At 44.6% G+C, this 22,325-nt stretch carries 22 protein-coding genes and 1 other annotated feature; of the genes, 21 read left to right on the top strand and 1 reads right to left on the bottom strand.

Going from position 1 to position 22,325, the window contains the following annotated elements; translation table 11 throughout:
• Positions 1–89: 89 nt before the first annotated feature.
• The 18 genes from spoVE to ileS all read left to right on the top strand — a co-directional run bounded on the left by spoVE (position 90) and on the right by ileS (position 18,716).
• Complete coding sequence (spoVE, locus tag AC58QM_RS20015) at positions 90–1,187, top strand: stage V sporulation protein E (RefSeq protein WP_310227017.1); 1,098 nt, start codon at positions 90–92, stop codon at positions 1,185–1,187.
• 7 nt (positions 1,188–1,194) lie between these two features.
• Positions 1,195–2,265, top strand: coding sequence for an undecaprenyldiphospho-muramoylpentapeptide beta-N-acetylglucosaminyltransferase (gene murG / locus AC58QM_RS20010; RefSeq protein ID WP_497286598.1), 1,071 nt, complete (start codon positions 1,195–1,197; stop codon positions 2,263–2,265).
• A gap of 202 nt (positions 2,266–2,467) precedes the next feature.
• Complete coding sequence (gene murB / locus AC58QM_RS20005; RefSeq protein WP_497286597.1) at positions 2,468–3,373, top strand: UDP-N-acetylmuramate dehydrogenase; 906 nt, start codon at positions 2,468–2,470, stop codon at positions 3,371–3,373.
• A gap of 15 nt (positions 3,374–3,388) precedes the next feature.
• Positions 3,389–4,657, top strand: a complete 1,269-nt coding sequence (gene murA, locus AC58QM_RS20000; protein WP_497286596.1) for a UDP-N-acetylglucosamine 1-carboxyvinyltransferase — start codon at positions 3,389–3,391, stop codon at positions 4,655–4,657.
• A 95-nt stretch (positions 4,658–4,752) separates the two neighbouring features.
• Positions 4,753–5,565: a cell division protein FtsQ/DivIB gene (locus tag AC58QM_RS19995; RefSeq protein WP_497286595.1), complete on the top strand. Its 813-nt coding sequence runs from the start codon at positions 4,753–4,755 to the stop codon at positions 5,563–5,565.
• 299 nt (positions 5,566–5,864) lie between these two features.
• A complete protein-coding gene (ftsA, locus tag AC58QM_RS19990) occupies positions 5,865–7,109 on the top strand; it encodes a cell division protein FtsA (RefSeq protein ID WP_497286594.1) in 1,245 nt (414 codons plus the stop codon).
• A 30-nt stretch (positions 7,110–7,139) separates the two neighbouring features.
• A complete protein-coding gene (gene ftsZ, locus AC58QM_RS19985) occupies positions 7,140–8,264 on the top strand; it encodes a cell division protein FtsZ (RefSeq protein ID WP_497286593.1) in 1,125 nt (374 codons plus the stop codon).
• A 232-nt stretch (positions 8,265–8,496) separates the two neighbouring features.
• Positions 8,497–9,420 (top strand): sigma-E processing peptidase SpoIIGA, encoded by a 924-nt coding sequence (spoIIGA, locus tag AC58QM_RS19980; RefSeq protein ID WP_497286592.1) that lies wholly within the window; start codon positions 8,497–8,499, stop codon positions 9,418–9,420.
• 139 nt (positions 9,421–9,559) lie between these two features.
• Positions 9,560–10,282: an RNA polymerase sporulation sigma factor SigE gene (gene sigE / locus AC58QM_RS19975; protein ID WP_171635332.1), complete on the top strand. Its 723-nt coding sequence runs from the start codon at positions 9,560–9,562 to the stop codon at positions 10,280–10,282.
• A gap of 160 nt (positions 10,283–10,442) precedes the next feature.
• The gene (sigG, locus tag AC58QM_RS19970; protein WP_056612640.1) at positions 10,443–11,225 is read left to right on the top strand and encodes an RNA polymerase sporulation sigma factor SigG; all 783 of its coding nucleotides are present in this window, start codon (positions 10,443–10,445) and stop codon (positions 11,223–11,225) included.
• Between the two features lie 142 nt (positions 11,226–11,367).
• On the top strand, positions 11,368–11,667 hold the full coding sequence (locus tag AC58QM_RS19965) for a YlmC/YmxH family sporulation protein (protein WP_310227040.1): 300 nt from the start codon (positions 11,368–11,370) through the stop codon (positions 11,665–11,667).
• A gap of 111 nt (positions 11,668–11,778) precedes the next feature.
• Complete coding sequence (gene pgeF, locus AC58QM_RS19960; protein ID WP_497286591.1) at positions 11,779–12,642, top strand: peptidoglycan editing factor PgeF; 864 nt, start codon at positions 11,779–11,781, stop codon at positions 12,640–12,642.
• A 41-nt stretch (positions 12,643–12,683) separates the two neighbouring features.
• Entirely contained in the window at positions 12,684–13,370 is a 687-nt protein-coding gene (locus tag AC58QM_RS19955; RefSeq protein WP_497286590.1) for a YggS family pyridoxal phosphate-dependent enzyme, read from the top strand.
• A gap of 48 nt (positions 13,371–13,418) precedes the next feature.
• Entirely contained in the window at positions 13,419–13,841 is a 423-nt protein-coding gene (locus AC58QM_RS19950) for a cell division protein SepF (RefSeq protein ID WP_056612633.1), read from the top strand.
• A 39-nt stretch (positions 13,842–13,880) separates the two neighbouring features.
• Complete coding sequence (locus AC58QM_RS19945; protein ID WP_497286589.1) at positions 13,881–14,153, top strand: YggT family protein; 273 nt, start codon at positions 13,881–13,883, stop codon at positions 14,151–14,153.
• Between the two features lie 2 nt (positions 14,154–14,155).
• Positions 14,156–14,938, top strand: a complete 783-nt coding sequence (locus AC58QM_RS19940; protein ID WP_497286588.1) for a YlmH family RNA-binding protein — start codon at positions 14,156–14,158, stop codon at positions 14,936–14,938.
• A gap of 152 nt (positions 14,939–15,090) precedes the next feature.
• The gene (locus AC58QM_RS19935; protein WP_497286587.1) at positions 15,091–15,567 is read left to right on the top strand and encodes a DivIVA domain-containing protein; all 477 of its coding nucleotides are present in this window, start codon (positions 15,091–15,093) and stop codon (positions 15,565–15,567) included.
• Between the two features lie 72 nt (positions 15,568–15,639).
• Positions 15,640–15,887 (top strand) — a binding site (T-box leader).
• A 57-nt stretch (positions 15,888–15,944) separates the two neighbouring features.
• On the top strand, positions 15,945–18,716 hold the full coding sequence (gene ileS, locus AC58QM_RS19930) for an isoleucine--tRNA ligase (RefSeq protein ID WP_497286586.1): 2,772 nt from the start codon (positions 15,945–15,947) through the stop codon (positions 18,714–18,716).
• Between the two features lie 67 nt (positions 18,717–18,783).
• Here the strand turns inward: ileS and AC58QM_RS19925 are convergent, their stop codons facing one another.
• Positions 18,784–19,521, bottom strand: coding sequence for a TraR/DksA C4-type zinc finger protein (locus AC58QM_RS19925; protein ID WP_497286585.1), 738 nt, complete (start codon positions 19,519–19,521; stop codon positions 18,784–18,786).
• A 139-nt stretch (positions 19,522–19,660) separates the two neighbouring features.
• Between AC58QM_RS19925 and lspA the strand changes: the two genes are divergently transcribed.
• From lspA to AC58QM_RS19910, 3 genes are read left to right on the top strand one after another with little or no spacing between them, the layout of a single operon-like run.
• Complete coding sequence (gene lspA / locus AC58QM_RS19920; RefSeq protein ID WP_497286619.1) at positions 19,661–20,179, top strand: signal peptidase II; 519 nt, start codon at positions 19,661–19,663, stop codon at positions 20,177–20,179.
• Complete coding sequence (locus AC58QM_RS19915; RefSeq protein ID WP_497286584.1) at positions 20,154–21,104, top strand: RluA family pseudouridine synthase; 951 nt, start codon at positions 20,154–20,156, stop codon at positions 21,102–21,104. Before lspA ends, AC58QM_RS19915 begins: the two co-directional genes overlap by 26 nt.
• 32 nt (positions 21,105–21,136) lie before the next feature.
• Positions 21,137–22,291 (top strand): aminotransferase A, encoded by a 1,155-nt coding sequence (locus AC58QM_RS19910; protein ID WP_497286618.1) that lies wholly within the window; start codon positions 21,137–21,139, stop codon positions 22,289–22,291.
• The last annotated feature ends 34 nt before the right edge of the window (positions 22,292–22,325 follow it).

The raw sequence follows: 22,325 nt of genomic DNA, 5'->3' as shown, positions 1-22,325 counted from the left end.
CCACACGAAGGGACTAGTTTCGATGACGGACCGTTGTCTGTTATCCTGCCTTTCGTAGGGAGCCCACAACTGACAAAGAGGTGTCTGTAATGGGTAAAGCACGCTCCGCTCCTGACATTTGGATTATTATTCCAACCTTGCTGCTTTTGACAATCGGCGTTATTATGGTCTACAGCGCAAGCAGTGTACTTGCATTTCGTGAGTTTGGTGATTCTTTTTATTATTTAAAAAGACAACTCATCTTCGCCGTTCTAGGAATAGTCGCGATGTTCTTCACCATGAATGTTGATTATTTGGTATGGAAACGTTTTGCCAAATTGGCACTGATCATTTGTTTTGGCATGCTCGTTATTGTATTGATTCCCGGTATCGGGGTCATACGTGGTGGTGCCAGAAGCTGGTTAGGGATTGGTGCATTCGGGATTCAACCATCTGAATTTATGAAAATTGGGATGATTCTCTTTCTTTCTAAAATGTTGTCCGAAAATCAATCCAAAATAACGACATTAACCAAAGGGTTAATGCCGCCGCTAGGTATTATGGGATTAGCATTCGGTCTCATCATGCTTCAGCCTGATTTAGGGACTGGGGTTGTCCTTGTCGGTGCTTCCCTATTAATTATCTACACAGCTGGTGCAAGATTGCTTCATCTCTCTTATCTAGGTATGATAGGGGTTGCGGGTTTTGTTGGGCTAGTCATCGCCGCTCCGTATCGACTGAAACGGATCACAGCCTTTCTTGACCCTTGGCAGGATCCACTAGGCGCTGGCTATCAATCTATTCAATCCCTGTATGCGATAGGACCAGGGGGGCTTGTGGGCCTTGGACTTGGCATGAGCCGGCAGAAGTATAGTTACTTACCAGAACCGCAAACTGATTTTATTTTTTCTATTATCGGAGAAGAACTTGGTTTTATTGGCGGTAGCTTAGTCCTGTTGCTCTTCACCATCTTAGTATGGCGGGGAATGCGTGCAGCTATTACAGCACCGGATACATTTGCCAGCTTAATTGCAGTAGGAATTATCGGCATGATTGCCGTTCAAGTCATTATTAACATCGGTGTTGTTATTGGCATGTTTCCAGTAACAGGAATTACACTGCCTTTCATAAGTGCAGGGGGGTCTTCATTGACACTCATGCTGACATCTGTCGGTATCCTGCTTAATATATCCCGCTATTCGAGGTGACAGGGGAATGAAGACGATCGTATTTACCGGAGGAGGCTCCGCTGGGCATGTAACCCCTAACTTAGCGCTGATGCATAAGCTGAAGCAGTTAGGTTGGAATGTGGAGTACATCGGTTCTGCTACAGGTATTGAAAAAGACATCATAGATCGAGAAGGGGTTCCTTTTTATCCAATCTCATCAGGGAAATTGCGTCGGTATTTTGATCTCAAAAACATGAAAGACCCTTTCAAAGTCATAAAAGGTGTTTATGAATCCTATCGGTTGCTCAAACGCTTGAAGCCCGCCATTGTCTTCTCAAAAGGCGGGTTCGTTTCCGTTCCCGTCGTTCTTGGGAGTCGTATGAACAATATTCCTGTCATTATTCATGAATCCGATATGACGCCAGGATTGGCGAATAAAATTTCAATTCCATTTGCAACGAAGGTCTGTGTAACGTTTCCAGAATCCCTTTCGCATATTAAGGGCGGAAAGTCTGTTCTTACTGGCTTGCCGATCCGTGAACATATCAGCAGTGGTAAAGCATCGCGAGCACTTCAGTTATGTGATTTCCATACACAGAAGCCCGTGATCCTTGTCATGGGTGGAAGCTTAGGCTCGCAGGTACTGAATCAGGCTGTACGCGCTAACTTAGGTCGTTTGCTCCAACAATTCCAAATTGTGCATCTGTGCGGCAAAGGGAATGTAGCTGCGGAGCTGCTTACGACCCGTGGTTATAAGCAATTTGAGTATTTGAATGAGGAACTCCCAGATGTGTTAGCGATGACAGACCTTGTCATTTCCCGTGCTGGGGCAACTTCAATCTTTGAATTTCTGGGCTTGGAGAAGCCGATGCTCTTAATACCGCTTTCCCGTCAGGCAAGTCGTGGTGATCAAATTTTGAATGCCGCATCCTTCCAGAAGGCAGGATATGCCGATGTGATTCAAGAGGAGGGTTTAACTGCCGACGGACTTGCCTCGCATGTAGAGGAGCTTTACAAGAACCGTGAGACTTATAAAGCAGCAATGCAATCACGCAATGAGAGTGATGCCGTTGCAACCATCGTGAAACTGATTGAAGCGCACAGCAAATCGTTTTGAATTTGTTAAAGCGTATAGGCGATTGTCACACTCTATCCGATTTTACATAAACTACACTATAACCGTGACAGACACCTAAGGCTTCCTAAGTGAGCAAGATCGAAGACCGGCCAACTTCGTAAAGCTCCTTATGAATGAAATGTTGGAATTCCTAGTTGAAGATCATACATTTCGCCCTATGTTCTGTGAAGGAGGTTTTCCCATGCAGAAGTTAATAGCCGACTTAAAGGCATCAAATATTGGCGAGATAAGAACGAATGAACGACTGGCTCCTTATACCACTTGGAAAATCGGCGGTCCGGCTGATTGCTTGATTATTCCCCATTCCAAAGAGCAGGTTGCTGCTGCCATCAAGTTTCTTCATGAGCGTGGCGAACCTTGGACAATAATTGGGCGGGGCTCCAATTTGCTAGTTCGAGATAAAGGAATTCGTGGCGTTGTAATTAAACTAGGTCAGGCGTTGGATACTCTACGCTTTGACGGAGCGATGGTTTACGCTGGAGGTTCCTATTCGTTCATTAAATTGTCTGTACTCGCAGCCAGAGAAGGTTTAACCGGTCTGGAGTTTGCTTCAGGGATCCCCGGTTCAGTGGGAGGCGCCGTCTACATGAATGCAGGGGCTCACGGGTCCGATGTGTCACGCATACTCAAGCAGGCTGAAGTCATCCTGGACACAGGGGAATTGGTCGTCATGCAGGCAGAAGATTTACAATATGCTTATCGACATTCTATTCTGCACACATTGCCTGGCATTGTAACCGAAGCTGTCTTTGAATTACAGGTAGGAGACCGCAACGAAATTGCAGGTGCAATGGCTGCTTACCGAGATCGACGTCTACGCACGCAACCACTGCAATTGGCTTGCGCAGGAAGCGTGTTTCGCAACCCCGAAGGGGGCTTCGCAGCCAAACTCATCGAAGAAGCAGGCCTCAAAGGCAAACGTGTCGGTGGAGCAGAGATCTCCATGCTTCACGCCAATTTCATTGTTAACACAGGAGAAGCTACAGCCGAGGACGTTCTCACGCTTATCGGTGAGGTACAGCAGATCGTAGAGCAAGTATACGGGATTAAGCTGATACCTGAGGTTCTGGTAATGGGTGAGAGGTAAATCGGAGGTGGAATTTTGGAGAAGCTCGTTATCGAAGGTGGAAGACCCCTTACGGGAGCCATCCAGATACACGGCGCTAAAAACGCCGCATTACCCATATTAGCTGCGTGCTTACTCGCTAGTGGCACGCATACTTTACACAATGTTCCTAATCTGCTCGATATCGACACCATGCTGCGTATTCTACGCTCACTTGGTTGTCGAGCTGAGCAGCAAGGAGATACGGTTACCATTACAACGTCCACAGTTCATTCCTCCCACATCCCCGAAGAATTGATGGGGCAGATGCGCTCTTCCATCTTTCTCATGGGTCCGCTACTCGCTAGATTCGGCAGTGTCACTGTATATCAACCTGGTGGCTGTGCGATCGGCGAACGTAAAATCGATTTGCACCTCAAAGGTTTGCAAGCTCTTGGAGCTGAAATTGAAGAATTTTCCAATCGAATCGTTTGTACGGCAGAAACCCTCTTAGGTAATGAAATCTTTTTGGACTTCCCAAGTGTTGGGGCGACCGAGAATATTATGATGGCCGCCGTGAGAGCGGAAGGCACAACAACGATTTATAATGCTGCGCGCGAGCCAGAGATTCAAGATTTACAGAATTTTTTGAATGCGATGGGTGCTGACATTATCGGTGCTGGATCGGATACGATCACCATTCGCGGTGTTACTACGCTTTCGCCTTGCACGTATCGGATTATTCCTGATCGAATTGTTGCAGGTACCTTTCTAGTCGCTGCAGCGGCAACCAGAGGGAACATTACCCTAGAAAGAGTAAATCCTGCTCATTTGACCTCGGTCATCCATGTGCTTAAGCGTGCAGGTGTTCAAATCATTGCTGACGGTGATATAATACATGTAAGCTGCAAGGCAAGGCCTAAGGCAGTTGAACGTATCGTGACTTCACCGCATCCTTCTTTCCCAACGGATTTACAATCACAGGTCATGGTGCTGTTATCTCTAGCAGATGGACTAAGTGTGATGAAAGAAACGATATTTGAAGGTAGATTTAAGCACGTGGATGAACTGTCCCGAATGGGTGCGGATATTCGCGTAGATATGAGTTCAGCCTTCATCCGTGGTGTTCCAAGGTTATATGGGGCAACGGTTGAAGCCACTGATTTACGGGCTGGTGCTGCTCTTGTTATCGCCGGTCTAGCTGCGCATGGCACAACGATCGTTGAACAAATTCATCACATTGATAGAGGTTATGATAGGATTGAACATATGCTAGTCAGACTTGGGGCTTCTGTGCTTCGACAAGCGCCGGTTCCAAGTGAGTAATATCTTGTGTCCAATCGCGTATCCCTTCCTGTTAGCAGGAGGGGATTCACGATTTTCCATTACGTCGTCATTCATATAACTAGGTGGTGCCCCTCTTGTCCGAAGATAACAAAGTACCAACGCTGCCGGTACCTAAGCCGCGTACACGTACGAATCGGAAACTGCTCACATTTTTAATCATTTTCTTCCTGACTGTCTTGATTATTTTATTCTTTCAATCCTCACTTAGCCGCATTAGTCGTATTGAAGTAGAGGGAAATGTCTTATTAGGGTCTGACGTAATTGGACAAGCTAGCCAAGTTGCTATTGGCGACCGGTTCTTCGCAGTGAGCTCAGGAACAATAGGCCAACGAGTTTCTAAAGTGCCTATGATCAAGAAGGCCTCCGTGAAGAAAGCATTTCCTGGCGTGATTCACATTCAAGTTGAAGAGTTTCCTAAAGTAGCATTTCAGATTACTCCTGATGGGAAGAAGCAAGCCGTGCTTGCTGATGGCAGTGTCATTACATTGCCTGCTGGAAGCGGTGTACCACTCGATATGCCAATCCTAACAGGTTGGGCGGATGATGATCCGAATAAAGCGGCGCTTTGTAAAGTGCTTGGAGAGATTCCGCAGAGTGCCTTATCCGATGTATCTGAAATTAAGCCAGATCCTTCAGAATCTTACCCGGATAAGATTAAGATTTACACACGCTCCCAATTCGAAGTCCATACAACGATTGCCTATTTACCAGACAAAATTGATAATTTACCAGGTTATGTGGCTAGTTTAGTAGAGGATCATATTACAAATGGGATCATTACGATGCTCGAAGCTGAGTACCACTCACCTTTCGCAACTACTGGGGACGGCAAGACAGATTCCAAAACAGATACCAAGACGACACCGAAGCCAACGCCAAAACCATAACAACTGTAACTGCGCGGGTTTTCTTACAAAAAATCGCAGTAGAGACTACTCAATCTCTGAAAAAAATGTTAAAATTAGTTTTATGGTTAAATAGGCTCTATCTGCTTACTCTATTTTTTCTTATGCTTACTAGACAAGATCACTTGCATTTCACAACAATTGGATGAGAAATTAATGCTGGTTTTTAAATGCAAAAAAAATGTAGAAAAAAGAGGGAATATGGCGGTTGTGTGGAATACGTATAAAAGTATTTGTGAAGATTTTGCAATTTTACCTAAGTTACAGGAGGTGCCAGGGGCTTGAGCAACAATGATATCATTGTTAGTTTAGACATCGGTACATCCAAAGTTCGAGCTATTATTGGGGAAGTTGTTAACGGAACCATTAATATAATAGGAGTGGGATCTGCCGAGTCAGAGGGTATTCGTAAAGGCGCAATCGTTGATATCGATCAAACTGTGTATTCCATTCGCAGTGCGATTGATCATGCAGAACGAATGGTCGGTATACAAATTTCCGAGGTTTACGTTGGAATTTCAGGAAATCATATTTCTCTTCAATCGAGTCACGGCGTTGTTGCAGTCTCAAACGAAGACCGCGAAATCGGAGAAGAAGATATTGATCGTGTCATTCAAGCGGCAAGGGTCATCGCATTACCTCCCGAACGTGAAATAGTTGGAGTTGTACCTAAGCAATATTTGGTTGATGGACAAGAAGGCATTAATGATCCACGCGGTATGATCGGAGTTCGTCTGGAAGTAGAAGCGACGATTATCACTGGCGCGAAGACGGGCATACATAATTTAATCCGAGTTGTGGAAAAATCCGAACTGAAGGTTGCAGGGCTTATTTTAATGTCGCTCGCATCTGGTAATTTGGCACTTTCCAAAGATGAGAAGGCTGTGGGAACTGTATTAGTGGATATCGGAGCTGGAGCTACAACAATTGCTGTCTTTGACGAAGGTAATTTAGTTGCAACGTCAACGATTCAAATTGGTGGGGAATTTGTCAGCAATGATATTTCAATCGGTTTGCATACACAGTTAGAAATTGCTGAGAAGATCAAGCTAAAGTATGGCTGTGCATCCGTTGATGATGCCGCGCCTGATCAAGTGTTTAAAGTGACGAGAATGGGCAGCAATGTTGAAAAAGAGTTTTCTCAAGTTGACCTTGCTAATATCGTTGAACCTCGTGTCGAAGAGATTTTCCAATTAATTCGCGCCGAAGTTCATCGTTTGGGATATGGTAATCTTGCAGGTGGCTATGTACTCACTGGCGGCACGGTTTGTATGCCAGGCATGCTGGCGATTGCACAATCCGAGCTGGCTACATCGGTTCGTATTGCAGTGCCTGATTTCATTGGGGTACGTGATCCTTCCTACACAAGTGGTGTTGGTATTATTCAATTCGTCTCCAAATACATGAAGAATCGTAACTCAGGTTCAACCAAAAAACTGGTGACCAAGACTACCAAAAAATCCTCCGATAGTCAAAAGCCTGGTTTGGTAGAACGAGTTAAAAATTTCTTCAGTGAATTCATTTAGTGAACGTTAAGTTAGGGGGATATGGCTCATATGTTTGAATTTGATATGGATTTAGACCAATTGGCTCAAATTAAAGTCATCGGTGTTGGTGGCGGCGGTAGCAATGCAGTAAATCGCATGATTGAAAACGGTGTTAAAGGTGTTGAGTTTATTACCGTTAATACGGATGCGCAGGCGCTTCACTTGGCCAAGTCCGTACATAAATTGCAAATTGGCGATAAATTAACCCGCGGTTTGGGTGCAGGTGCGAATCCTGAAGTCGGGAAGAAAGCAGCAGAAGAGTCAAGGGAGACGATTCTGAATACACTTCGCGGCGCAGATATGGTTTTCGTAACAGCGGGAATGGGCGGCGGTACTGGTACTGGCGCTGCACCGGTTATTGCGGAAATTGCAAAAGAGGTTGGCGCACTTACGGTTGGTGTTGTAACACGACCGTTTACTTTCGAAGGACGCAAGCGTTCTTTACAAGCGGAGCAAGGGATTGCAGCGTTGAAAGAGAAAGTAGATACGCTTATTATTATCCCGAACGACCGTCTACTTGAGATCGTTGACAAAAAGACGCCAATGCTGGAAGCATTCCGCGAGGCGGATAATGTACTTCGTCAAGGTGTTCAAGGAATTTCAGATTTGATCGCTGTACCGGGACTTATCAATTTGGACTTTGCCGATGTCAAAACGATTATGACTGAACGTGGTTCCGCCCTTATGGGGATCGGTGTTGCGACAGGTGAGAATCGTGCAGCAGAAGCAGCGAAAAAAGCGATCTCAAGTCCATTGCTAGAAACTTCAATCGAAGGCGCACGTGGTGTTTTGATGAACATTACAGGCGGCATGAACCTTAGCTTGTACGAAGTGAATGAGGCTGCTGATATCGTAGCATCTGCTTCTGACATTGAGGTTAATATGATCTTTGGTGCTGTAATTGATGAAAAGCTGAAAGACGAGATTCTAGTTACGGTTATCGCAACTGGTTTCGAGCATAAAGCAGCGCCAATTCATCAGTCTATCAAACGTCCTGTGGCACCTGGACAACCTGAGCCGGCAGCTCCTGATAATCGTTTGAATAATCTCAAACCATTTGGTGCTCAGCCTTCTAATGATCAATTAGATATTCCGACTTTCTTACGTAATCGCGGACGCAATACTGACAAATAATAACATAATAATTGTCTAGAGACCGAAGCCCTACTTGATGTAGAAGCTTCGGTTTTTTGTTGTTCTATAAGCTTTTTTCTTGTGGACGAGACCGCGTCAACTGACAAAAAAAGTAGATTCCTACTAGCATGTTTAGACAGACTTTGAACTTGGAATCCAATATACTGATTTAGAACCTTAAAGTTTCGTCAGGAAATTGCTAGATAGTGTCCTTCTTGGAGGTGAGCATGGCATGGTCGTCTATGCGGATCTCATCTTCCTACTGAATTTTGTGGTGGATGCGGCCTTACTATTGGTGACGGCAAAAACGCGGAAAATAGCGTTCACATGGTGGAGGATTGCACTTTCTGCAGCATTAGGAGCATCATATGTCGTCATGATGTTCTTACCAGTACCAACCTTGCTTTTTACATTTTCTGTGAAATGTATGTTTTGTATAGGCATGATTATGACCGCTTTTGGTTACGGTTCGTTACAAAATTTATTGCGGAATATGGGGACATTTTTGCTCATCAACTTTGCTGTTGCTGGAGGCATGTTCGGCATCCACTATGTACTCGCTTCTTCTTCCGATGTGATGAAGGGAATCTTATTTACTCAATCGGGCGTGGCCGTCTTTCAATTTCAAATAGGCAGCATCCTGTTTGTGATTCTTTTATTACTTCCGCTTGTATGGTGGTTTCGAACGGTGTTCCAAAGTAGTAAGCAACGTGAGGTTATGACGACTTACTTGGCAGAGGTCACCATTCATATTGGTGATTTCCGGGCTACGTGTAAAGGCTTAATCGATACCGGTAACCAACTGTACGACCCACTAACGCGTACTCCTGTTATGGTCATGGAGGTTTCAGAATGGGGAGATGTGCTGCCTGAGCAATGGTTGCAAAGAATACGCTCATCCGATGTAGATCAGATTATTAGCGGTCTAGGTGTAGAGGAGTTTATCTGGCAGGATCGGTTGCGACTCGTACCTTACCGTGGCGTTAATCGAAATACCCAATTCATGCTGGCTATTAAACCTGATAAGGTGGTGATCATTCATAATGATTCGCAATTGGAGGCGACGAAGGTGCTTATTGGGCTCGATGGAGGAAAGCTGTGCAGCGATGGTACCTATCAAGCCATTATCCACCCTGCTTTGATTCAAGCTGGTTAATGCACCAACATTCAATGACCCTAGAGAGCTTCAACGGCAAAACACAGTTCATTTTTACAAAGTCAGTTTTCCAATGGAAAACGCAGCTTAGCTTACGATGAAAGTTTTGCCATGGCAAAACTCTTAGGAGGAAACTAACATGTTCTTGAAGTGGAAACTGCTATTTCAGCTAACGTACTATCGTATTTTGATGATGCTAGGACTCAAAGGTGAGGAAATCTATTACATAGGTGGTAGTGAAGCCTTACCACCACCGCTTACGCGAGAAGAAGAAGAATACTTATTGGAAAAGTTACCATCCGGGGACGCGGCTATTCGTGCTATGTTGATTGAGCGTAACCTGAGATTGGTTGTCTATATAGCGAGGAAATTTGAAAACACAGGGATTAACATCGAAGATCTGGTTTCGATAGGCGCTATTGGTTTAATCAAAGCCGTCAATACATTCGATCCCGAGAAGAAAATTAAACTGGCTACGTACGCGTCTCGTTGTATTGAGAATGAAATTCTGATGTACTTGCGCCGGAATAGCAAAATTCGAACAGAAGTTTCATTTGACGAACCCCTGAATATTGATTGGGATGGCAATGAACTGCTGCTGTCAGATGTGCTTGGTACCGAGAATGATACGATTTATCGTAACATTGAAGAACAAGTGGATCGGAAGCTGTTGCATAAAGCACTTGATAAGCTAAGTGAACGTGAGCGAATAATTATGGAGCTGCGCTTCGGGTTGCAGGATGGGGAAGAAAAGACTCAGAAAGACGTTGCAGATCTACTCGGTATTTCGCAATCTTATATCTCTAGATTGGAAAAACGCATTATTAAGAGGCTTCGCAAAGAGTTTAACAAGATGGTCTGAAAATTTTTTTTGGCGGTAAATGTCGAAATTGTTCAGCAGTCACGGGAGGGAGCGAGTCGGTACCCTTTTGTCAAGTGGCTGAGCAGGGGATAGGGCAGGAATAAATCGACCGCTCACGGGGATAATTAACAGTAATGTTTCTCCTTGGGAGGTAATCACGGTGACCCGAAATAAAGTTGAGATATGTGGAGTTGACACCGCCAAACTGCCTGTGCTGACCAATGCAGAGATGCGTGAGTTGTTCACTGACCTGCAAACTAAGCAAGAACGAACAGCAAGAGAGAAATTGGTCAATGGCAACTTAAGGTTGGTACTAAGTGTGATTCAACGGTTCAACAATCGTGGAGAGTATGTGGACGATCTCTTCCAAGTTGGCTGTATTGGTTTGATGAAAGCCATTGATAACTTTGATTTAAGTCAAAATGTCAAATTCTCGACCTATGCTGTTCCGATGATTATAGGTGAGATACGCCGCTACTTACGAGATAATAACCCGATTCGCGTTTCTCGTTCCTTGAGAGATATTGCTTACAAAGCATTACAAGTTAGAGACAGTCTAACCAATCAAAACTCACGCGAGCCATCTATTTATGAAATCTCTGAAGCTTTGAATGTACCGAAAGAAGACGTTGTGTTCGCGCTTGATGCGATTCAAGATCCCGTTTCCTTATTTGAGCCGATCTACCATGATGGGGGCGATCCCATTTATGTGATGGATCAAATCAGTGATGAGCGGAATAAGGATATGTCTTGGATCGAAGGTATTGCTTTGCGTGAAGCGATGCATAAGTTAAATGCCAGAGAGAAGATGATCCTTTCCATGCGATTCTTCGAAGGTAAGACACAGATGGAAGTGGCGGATGAGATTGGTATTTCTCAAGCACAGGTGTCCCGGCTGGAGAAATCAGCGATTTGTCAGATGCAGAAACATGTAAAATCCTAAAAGTAATTAACAAAGACTGGAACGGCCTTGGTAGACAAGCCGTGAAGGTCTTTTTTCATATTACAGGACATTTTGCCCATAAGACACATATACTAATAAAAAATCAGTACAAATTCTAATGAGATATGTGGTGATAGGCCTCATGAAAATATCTGATTTCCAAACGAAGGACGTAATAAACATTGTCGATGGTAAAAAGCTTGGTCAAATCAGTGATTTGGAGCTTGACCTCCGCCAAGGACGCATTGAATCCATCGTTGTTCCCAATCAGAGTCGATTTTTTGGACTGTTTGGAACAGGGACCGATGTCATCATTCCTTGGAAGCATATCGTAAAAATTGGTGCTGACGTTGTGCTCGTGAAGCTAGAAGACGTTCGGCCCTATCGTCAAACGGACGACACCGAAGGGGTATATGAGTTTAATCGTCAGTTCCGCAATTGACGGTAGGCACACGGGTTGAGGCTGCGTAGCAAGATGGCAGCTAACGCAGCCATCGTGTGTCTTTTTATTTTGTGTGCTAAAGTAGAGGTATACAAGACCGAATGGAGGAGAATGGAATTGGAACCATTTGTCGTTCAACCCACCTTACAGCCTATTGAGGATCAACCAGTCCTTTTACCTATAGCCCCTTGGATGTCATCTTTTCCTGAGATTACTACTGGGTTCAGTTCTCGCCTAGGAGGTGTAAGTCAGGCCCCCTTTTCAACGCTAAATCTCGGCTTGCATGTGAATGACAACGACCTAGATGTCATACATAATCGTGAACGCGTTGCAGTAGCCTTAGGACAGTCATTTACGTCATTTACGTACGCAGAGCAGGTACATGGGAAAGACATCGCTATCGTCACACTAGAAGAGCAAGGAATGGGGCGAGAAAGCCGAGCAACCGCTTTACAAGCGAAGGATGGTTTTATAACGAAGGAGAAGGGAATTGTGCTTTGTGCGCAATTTGCCGATTGTGTGCCCTTATATTTCTATGACCCTGTACAACGCGTGGTTGCTCTAGCACATGCCGGTTGGAAAGGGACTGTGTTAAACATTTCCATGGCTACAATATCCTTAATGACACATACTTTTGGTAGTCAACCCTCAGATATTTATGCAGCGATTGGTCCTTCGATTGGCGCCTGCTGTTATGAGGTTGATGCAACGGTTGCATCTCGTGTTTGGCTTGCTTTTGAGGAAGCACTGATCCCGCAAGAGGAACAAGAAGCTATTATTACTGATAAGGGTAATGGGAAGTATATGTTGAATTTGCAACAATTGAATCGAAATTTGATCGAGCAAGCAGGAATTTTGTCGTCCCATATCGAAGTAACTCAGTTATGTACGAGTTGCCGAACCGATCTTTTCTTTTCTCATCGAAAAGAAGGGGGTTCCACTGGCCGAATGATCGCATGGATCGGTCTTCGTTAAGAGGAACTGGCAAGGTTGTGTTGAATTGAGGTGTAAAGAAAATGAGCGTTTTGGAACGCAAACTAGAAGTTGAAGCTAGAATAGCAGATGTATGTCGGCAGTCAGGCCGTCAAGAAGATGAAGTTAAGATCATTGCAGTAACCAAATATGTTTCTTTAGAAACGACAGAACAAGTGTTGAATACGGGGTTGCTGCATATTGGTGAAAATCGTTGGCAAGATGTGAAGCCGAAGTGGGAAGCCCTTCATGAGCGAGGTACTTGGCATTTTCTAGGCCATCTGCAAACGAATAAGGTGAAAGATGTTATCGGTAAATTTGCCTATATTCATTCCTTGGATCGGATATCGCTTGCCAAAGAACTGGACAAGCAGGCTGCCGCATTAGGGATTGAAGTCAATTGTTTCTTGCAGGTGAATATTTCTGGTGAAGCAACGAAGTATGGCGTATCACCCGAGGATTTCTTTCCATTTGCTGAAGAAGTGAGTAAGCTTACGCATATTCGTGTTTGTGGCTTGATGACCATGGCACCTTATGAGTTAGAGGCGGAAGAAACGAGACCTGTTTTTCGAGGCTTACGTACGTTGAGGGATCAACTGAATGAACGGCATACATTCTCCTATGAAGTGACAGAGTTATCGATGGGTATGTCAGGCGACTTTGATGTGGCGGTTGAAGAAGGCGCTACCTGGGTGCGGTTAGGTACAGTTTTGGTTGGCAAAGAGAGCTGAATACTAGGAACTTAATTTCGAATAATGAATTGTCAGGAGGGAACAACGATGGGTGTGTATAACCGATTTATGAATTTTCTGGGACTCCAAGAAGAGGAAGAAATTGTAGAGCGGGAACGGATTGTAGAAGCAACAGAAGAACCTGAAACCAATCCATATGAATTACGTAATAAAAATAAGGCGAATGTCGTTAGTATACATTCACAGAAGAATTCACGCGTTGTCCTAAGTGAGCCTCGTACCTATGAGGAAACACAGGACATTGCAGATCATCTACGTGCGCGAAGAGCCGTTGTCGTTAATTTGCAACGTGTTCGTGGCGATCAAGCCATCCGAATCGTGGATTTCTTGAGTGGTACGGTTTACGCATTGAATGGGTCTATCTCTAAGCTTGGACCGAATATCTTTCTCTGTACACCAGATTCCGTAGATATTCATGGCCACATCTCTGAGATGATGGGCGAGGAATAGACGCATATCCCAAACACATAGACAGAGGTGGAAAACAAGGTGGATACCGTTTACTCTTTTTTAAGCATTTTGACAGAAATTTATTATTTTATGATTATTGGTTATTTGATCTTATCTTGGTTTCCAAACGCACGTGGCAGTTTTGTCGGTGGACTGCTCTCGAAGCTGGTTGAACCGTATTTAAGCCCATTCCGCAAAATTATTCCAAGCATTGGTTTCATTGACCTTTCGCCAATCGTGGCGTTGATCGCATTGAAATTCGTCGTGATGGGTATTTTTGCAGTACTTGATTTCATCGTGGGGATTTTCTAGTCTTGGCGAAAGATATCTATGGCCATTTTCATCCCGACGAACATCATTTTGTCGATAAGGCCTGGGATTGGGTGGAGCGAGCTGCCGAACAGCATGCCGTGAAGTTAACCGATTTCCTCGATCCCAGACAAGCTTTCATCTTGAATTCACTCGTCAACCGACATCCGGATGTACATTGCCGACTGGATGGCGGCTATGAAGCAGCTGAACGTAGACGAGCTATTATTGCTCCTGACTATCGCAGCTTAGAGAGTGAAGACATGGCTATGGCGGTGTTGGCGGTATCCTCAGGTGATGGTAAATTTCTAACTTTAGAACACGGAGATTACATGGGCGCCATTCTTGGACTCGGCATGAAGCGAGACAAGGTTGGCGATATTCATGTTATAGAGGGTGGCTGCCATTGCTTAGTAACCCAAGATGCAGCCGACTATTTGCATTTGAATTTATCACAAGTACATAGAGTGCACGTTCAAACCGAATTGCTCTCTTTAGATAAGTTAGAGCTAGCCCAAGTGCAATTAGATGAGCTACATCTGTCTGTTGCCTCCATGCGAATGGACGGGATTGTAAGCGATGTATTCCGGCTGAGTCGAGCGAAAGTGCTTGTACCGATCCAAGCAGGCCGTTGTCGCGTGAACTGGAAGCTGGAAGAAGATCCAAGTAAGCCTCTGAAAGAGGGGGATATGATCTCCTTGCAGGGTTTTGGTAGATTTAAAGTGCTTGAAGTGGAAGGCGTATCGAAAAAAGGTCGTATTCGTGTGAAGATAGGCAAGTTTATTTGATTGTGGATAATTTATCCACGAACTTTGCAGGAATTGCTAATTTTCTGTCGAACTGAACTGTATAGACATGGGTGTAGGCTAAGCTTTCAGATAAGCTCAGCTTATACTTACGAAGTCAGTTTTGCTGCGCAAAACGCTAAGGAGGGGCACTGATGCCATTAACACCGCTAGATATACATAATAAGGAGTTTTCACGTTCGTTTCGTGGTTATGATGAAGATCAAGTGAATGAATTCCTAGATCAAGTCATCAAGGATTATGAAGCGCTCATTCGTGAAAATAAGGATCTTCAGAATCAGTCAATGGCCTTACAAGAACGTTTGGATCATTTCACACATATTGAAGAGTCTCTAAGCAAGACAATTATCGTAGCCCAAGAAGCTGCTGATGAAGTCAGAAGTAATTCGAAGAAAGAAGCTCAGTTAATTCTGAAAGAAGCGGAGAAAAATGCCGATCGGATTATAAATGAATCTTTGACGCGCTCGCGTAAAGTGGCACTTGAGATTGAAGAACTCAAAAAACAAGCTTCCATTTATCGTACACGCTTCCGGACGTTACTTGAAGCTCAGCTTGAATTATTGAACACAGAAGGCTGGCAAAGTATGCAGTTTGAAACTAAGGAAGAGTAACCGATAAGGTACAGGCAGTTCTCATATTGACTATGCTTGCCAGATTGGTTATACTCCATTTAAATGTATCGCAATAAAGCTATGACTGGAACGAGTAGGGCGTTTGAGCAGTGTCAGCGAATTAGGGTTTTGGTGTGAGCCTAATCTCTGCAGCGTACCGAATATCCCCCAGGAGCGTCTCTTGAATGAAGTAGGGAGAAACGGGTCATGCCGTTACACATGATCGAGTGAAGAAGCGCTGTTCGACTACCTTTAGGTGGTTGTTTCATAATGCTTTTTAACGAGGGTGGTACCGCGAGTTTGAGTTTCTCGTCCCTTTTTGGGGATGAGAGGCTTTTTTTGTTTGGACAGATTGAAGTAGGGATGGAGTGGTTAGGATGGATTATGGCAAAACATTAAATCTATTACAAACAGAATTTCCGATGAGAGGAAATTTACCGCAAGCGGAACCGAAAATGCAAGAGCATTGGGAATCCGAAGACATTTATGCCAAAGTACAAGAAAGCCGTAAAGGCAGAACGAAGTTCATTTTACATGATGGGCCGCCTTATGCGAATGGAGATATTCATATCGGTCACGCACTAAACAAAGTGCTGAAGGATATTATCGTACGTTTCAAAACACTGCAAGGCTACGATGCACCGTACGTACCTGGCTGGGATACACATGGTTTACCGATTGAGCAAGTGATCACGAACAGTGGTAAAGTCGATCGCAAGAAAATGACTGTCCCTGAATTCCGTGAATATTGCAAGGAGTATGCGCTGCAATCGGTTGAGAAGCAGAAGAGTCAATTCCAACGCTTAGGTATTCGCGGAGATTGGAAAAACCCTTATATCACACTACAGCCTGGTTATGAAGCACAGCAAATTCGTGTTTTCGGTACGATGGTGCAAAAAGGCTTTGTTTACAAAGGGTTGAAGCCTGTTTACTGGTCCCCGTCCTCTGAGAGCGCATTGGCTGAAGCGGAAATCGAGTACAAAGAGAAAACGTCAACGTCCATCTACGTAGCGTTCCCTGTGAAAGATGGCAAAGGCAAGCTTCCAGCAGATGCAGCTATCGTGATTTGGACAACGACGGCTTGGACATTACCTGCGAACTTGGGTATTTCCTTGCATCCTGAATTTGAGTATGCGGTTGTTCAAGCAAATGGGAAGAAGTACGTGCTAGCACAAGGACTTCTTGCAACAGCAGCGAAAGAAATCGGCTGGAGTGAATACGAAGTCTTGTCGACAATCAAAGGCAGTGAGTTGGAGTATGTTACATGTCAACATCCATTCTACGATCGTGAATCCCTCGTTATGGTTGGCGAGCACGTGACTTTAGAAGCGGGTACGGGTTGTGTACACACGGCCCCAGGACACGGGGAAGATGACTTCGCGATCGGACAACGTTATAACATTGGCGTGTTGTGCCCAGTGGACGACCAAGGTCATTTTACAGCTGAAGCACCTGGTTATGAAGGTTTGTTTTATGAAAAAGGCGGCAAGCTGATCATTGAGAAGCTGCAAGAGTCAGGTCTATTGCTGAAAGCGGCTGATATTCAGCATCAATACGCGCACGATTGGCGTACGAAGAAGCCTGTTATTTATCGTGCTACAGAGCAGTGGTTCGCATCGATCGATAAGTTCAGAGCTGAAATGCTGGATGAAATCAAGCAAGTGAAATGGACGCCAGAATGGGGCGAAGTTCGCCTACATAACATGATCGCAGATCGTGGAGACTGGTGTATCTCTAGACAGCGGGCATGGGGCGTACCGATTCCGATTTTCTATTGCCGCAGCTGTAACGAGCCGCTTGTCAACGAGCAAACGATTGAGCATGTTGCTCAGTTATTTGAGCAAGAAGGCTCCCAAGCTTGGTTTACTAAGGAAGAAAAAGATTTGCTTCCACATGGCACTACATGTTCCAAATGTGGTCATGGCGAGTTCCGTAAAGAAACAGACATTATGGACGTATGGTTTGATTCCGGCTCCAGTCATGTCGCTGTTCTTGAGTCCCGCCCTGAGCTTCAATGGCCTGCGGATCTATATCTAGAAGGTTCTGACCAATATCGTGGTTGGTTCAACTCTTCCCTCATCACAGGTGTGGCTACGAGAGAGAAATCGCCATATAAAGGCATTCTAAGTCATGGCTTTACTTTAGATGGCGAAGGGCGCAAAATGTCCAAATCCATCGGTAACACGATTGACCCGAATGTGGTTTGCGGCAAGCTAGGCGCGGATATTCTTCGTCTTTGGGTATCTTCGGTCGATTATCAATCGGATCACCGGATTTCGGATAATATTTTGAACCAAACGACCGAGGTTTATCGGAAAATCCGTAACACGATGCGCTTCTTGCTTGGGAATTTGAGTCAGTTCAATCCAGCTACAGATCGCGTTGCTTATACGAGTTTGTCCGAGCTTGATCGCTATGCGTTGATTCGTTTGAATCGCATGGTTGAGAAGGTTGTCAAAGCATACGAAGCATATGAGTTCCATGTCGTGTACCAAACGATTCACCATTTCTGTGCGGTGGAGATGAGCTCCTTCTACTTGGATATCATCAAAGATCGCCTCTATGCGAATGCAGCAGAAGACCCAGCACGAAAAGCATCACAAACCGTGCTATACGCAGCATTAACAGCCATTACGAAACTAATCTCACCTATTCTTCCTCATACAGCAGATGAGGTTTGGAAGTACATCCCTGGTGTTGAGCTAAGTAGTGTTCAACTTGCGGAGTTGCCAGAAGTAGATGCGAATGTGTATAACGAGGAATTGGAAAATAAATGGAATTCCTTCTTGGAAGTACGTGATGATGTACTTAAAGCGCTTGAAGAAGCGCGTAAAGAGAAAGTCATCGGTAACTCCTTAGGAGCAGCTGTGAATTTGTATCCAAATGAAGCGATGTTTGCTTTGTTAACACAATTTGAGCAATTGGATCAATTGTTCATCGTGTCCGCTGTTAACCTACACCCTGTAGGTACTTCACCAGTACCAGAAGGTGCTCTACAGTCCAAAGATGTTGCCATTGCTATCGCTGTTGCAGACGGTGAGAAATGTGAACGTTGTTGGATAGTGACGCCAGAGGTTGGGCACAGTAAAGAACATCCAACACTGTGTGTCAGATGTAATGATGTTGTGACTGCTCATTATCACGAGTAGAGGAACCAAACGAGCTTACGCGAAATGCGAAGCTCGTTTGTCCTGTTTTTAATCAGGGTAGTAATCGTTACTCTTCGTCTAAATCAGTAGCTCTGTCGGGTTCTAGAAATGGATCACCTTCATCACTGTGCATATACTCGTTGTAAGCTTTACTTCGCACAATGGTTACATGCTCACCATATAGATCTGTCGCTACAAAGCTTTCGAAAGATTCTACATAGCCTACCAACTCATCCGATTCGATGTACATGTCGTTGTAATCTTCCACTTGGTTGCTTTCGGCGAAAGCCGGCGTGTTTGAGGTACCCCAGCTTTCAACGATTTGCCAAGCGTCTTCGCCATCAAATTCCGTTTCGTTGTTCTTTTCGTCGAAGCTCGTACGACCGAATGGTGGATACAGGATCTGCTCCTCAACAGGCCGTCGGAAAGATAGATCCGGATCAGGCACATGTTCGATGCTGTATAAGGTTGTGGGAATGGCTTGCAGACGCTCATACGGAATAGGTTGGTGGCTAAAAATACAAATGCCATATTGGCCGCTTTCCATACGTGCTAAAGCTTCATTGACTTGCTGTAAATGCATCTCGGCATGCTCATTAAGGGAAATATCTTTCGCGCGTTCGAATACTTCGGAACCGATATCACCGGGATGATTATCATACATGGAGAGTTCGCCTATAGAATCTGAGAAAGAATTAGCGAGTCCAAATTGATCATTACTGGCAAAATGCTTTTCAAGTGCAACCTTTTCCTCCAATAGTTGTACATATAATGTGTTTAATTGCTCCTCGGTTAAATGGCTCATAGGTCATATAGCTCCCTTCTAACAGCTCATTCATACCGTTTAGGATGCCGATAGACCGCTTTTTTTAGTGAGGTAATTCCTTGAAAATAAGGAATGGACAAGCTTTCCACCCTGTAGGAGGTACACGAAGATGAAATATATAAAATATTACTTGTATGCACTTCTTGCATTCATTCTAGATCAAGTTACGAAATGGATTATTGTCAAAAGAGTTCCACTTGGCGAAGAACGCCCCGTCATTGGAGATTTTTTCATGATAACATCCCATCGTAATCGTGGTGCGGCTTTCGGCATTTTGCAGGACCAACGGTGGTTCTTCATTATTGTAACAAGTGTTGTGCTTTGCGCGATTATTTGGTACATGCAGCGGACAATTCGTGAAGGTAAAGTGCTATTACCTTTCGCCTTGTGCTTACTTTTTGGCGGAGCGCTCGGTAATTTTGTTGATCGTGCCTTATTTGGTGAGGTTGTCGATTTCTTTCAATTTACATTTGATTTCAATTTCTTCGGTAAAGAAGTCGACTATATCTTCCCAATTTTTAACGTAGCGGATTCCTGTATAGTTGTCGGGGTCATCCTCATTTTTATTGAGTCCCTGCTGGCATCACGAAAAGAGAAAAAAGGAGCAACACATGAACACAAACCAGACCTCACCTGAGACCGTGTCGCAAGATGCGATTGAATGGAAAGTAGAAACCCAATTTGGCGGCGAACGGATCGATAAGTTTATTACAGAGGCGTTGGAAGAAGATATTTCGAGAACGCTTGTCCAACAATGGGTAAAAGACGGTCACGTGAAGGTAAACGGGAAAGTCGTGAAGCCGAATTATAAATTATCGGTGCAAGATGTGATTGCTTTACAGATTCCTGAGCCCCAGGGGGTTGAACTGGCTGCAGAGAATATCCCGCTGAACGTCGTCTATGAGGATAGCGATGTCATTGTGATTAATAAGCAGCGAGGTCTCGTTGTTCATCCGGCGCCTGGCCATTATTCAGGCACTTTGGTGAATGCATTAATGTATCACTGCAAAGATTTATCAGGTATTAATGGCGAACTGCGTCCAGGTATCGTGCATCGTATTGATAAAGACACCTCAGGTCTCATTATGTCAGCAAAAAATGATAAAGCTCACGCAAGTCTTGCCGAGCAATTAAAGGCGCATACCGTAAACCGTAAGTATATTGCTTTGGTACACGGCTATATTCAACATGATCAAGGAACGATTGATGCACCTATTGGTCGTGATTCTCATGATCGTAAGATGTACACCGTTACGGACAAAAACAGTAAGACCGCGGTAACGCATTTCGTCGTTATTGAACGGTTTGGTGATTTTACATTAGTGGAGTTAAAGTTAGAAACAGGCCGCACCCATCAAATTCGTGTGCACATGAAGTTCATCGGGCATCCGTTGGTTGGAGATCCGATGTACGGTAAAAGTAAAGGCATGCTGATGGATGGCCAGGCATTGCATGCGGCGATTCTAGGCTTTAAGCATCCGAGAACGGGAGAATGGATGCAGTTTGAAGCACCTATTCCACCTGATATGGAAAATCTAATACAAACGATACGGACAACATAGTTCTTGTTCAAGGGAGGGGAGAGCTACTTATGTTGGAGCATTTGGTAAACCCACAAGTAAAAGATATTCAAATTTCCGGTATTCGCAAAATATCCAATCTGGTCAGCACGATTCCTGGTGCATTGACTTTAACGATTGGACAGCCTGACTTCCCGACGCCGCGGCATATTATTGAAGCGGGCCAAAGGGCATTGGATCACAACAAAACCGTTTACACTCAAAACCCTGGCTTAATTGAGCTTAGAGAAGCTGTCTCCAATTTCGTAAAGGTCAAATATGGCCAAGAATATCGCGCGGCAGATGAGATTATCGTCACAGCTGGTGCTAGTCAAGCTGTGGATATCACGCTACGAACGATCCTAACGCCAGGTGCTGAGGTTATCATCCCAGCTCCGATCTATCCGGGTTATGAGCCGTTAATTCAGCTAGCAGGTGGAGTACCTGTGTACGTAGATACGCGTGAGAATGGCTTGAAACTAACAGCAGAGCTGTTGAAGCCTTATCTTACTGAGAAGACACGCTGTGTTATTCTATGTTACCCATCGAATCCCACAGGTCAAGTGCTTACGGAGCAGGAAATCGCAGATTTGGCTGCATTATTGGCGGATCGAGAGCTTTTTATTTTATCCGATGAAATCTATAGTGAGCTGGTTTATGGTGTTCATCATCATTCTATTGCTACTGTTGGCAACTTGCGTGAGAAGACAATTGTGATAAACGGTTTGTCCAAATCACATGCCATGACAGGCTGGCGCATTGGTTTCACATTGGCGCCTGCGTACCTCACCGCGCACATGGTGAAGGTTCACCAGTACAATGTGACCTGCGCGAGCTCCGTGAGCCAATATGCGGCATTAGAAGCTTTGACAGTAGGCATCGATGACGCGCTTCCAATGCGTGAAGCTTATGTAGCACGTAGGGATTATGTCTACGATCGCTTGATTGCAATGGGATTTGAGCTTGAAAAGCCGGATGGCGCCTTCTACTTGTTCCCTTCCATTACGAAGTTCGGTTTATCCTCGCAAGAGTTCGCGATGCGACTGTTGCAGGAGGAACATGTAGCCGTCGTGCCGGGGGATGCCTTCACTTCCTATGGCGAAGGGTATATTCGTATTTCATACGCCTATGCACAGGAAGTGCTGGAGCAATCGTTGGATCGGTTGCAGCGGTTCGTGAGCAAGCTTTAATACAAACAAAACGCACCTAATCGGTAATCGATAG

The sequence above is a fragment of the Paenibacillus sp. J22P165 genome, from assembly GCF_059692015.1.
Note: the sequence above shows the minus strand (reverse complement) of the source record. Positions and strands in the feature narration are given on the sequence as shown.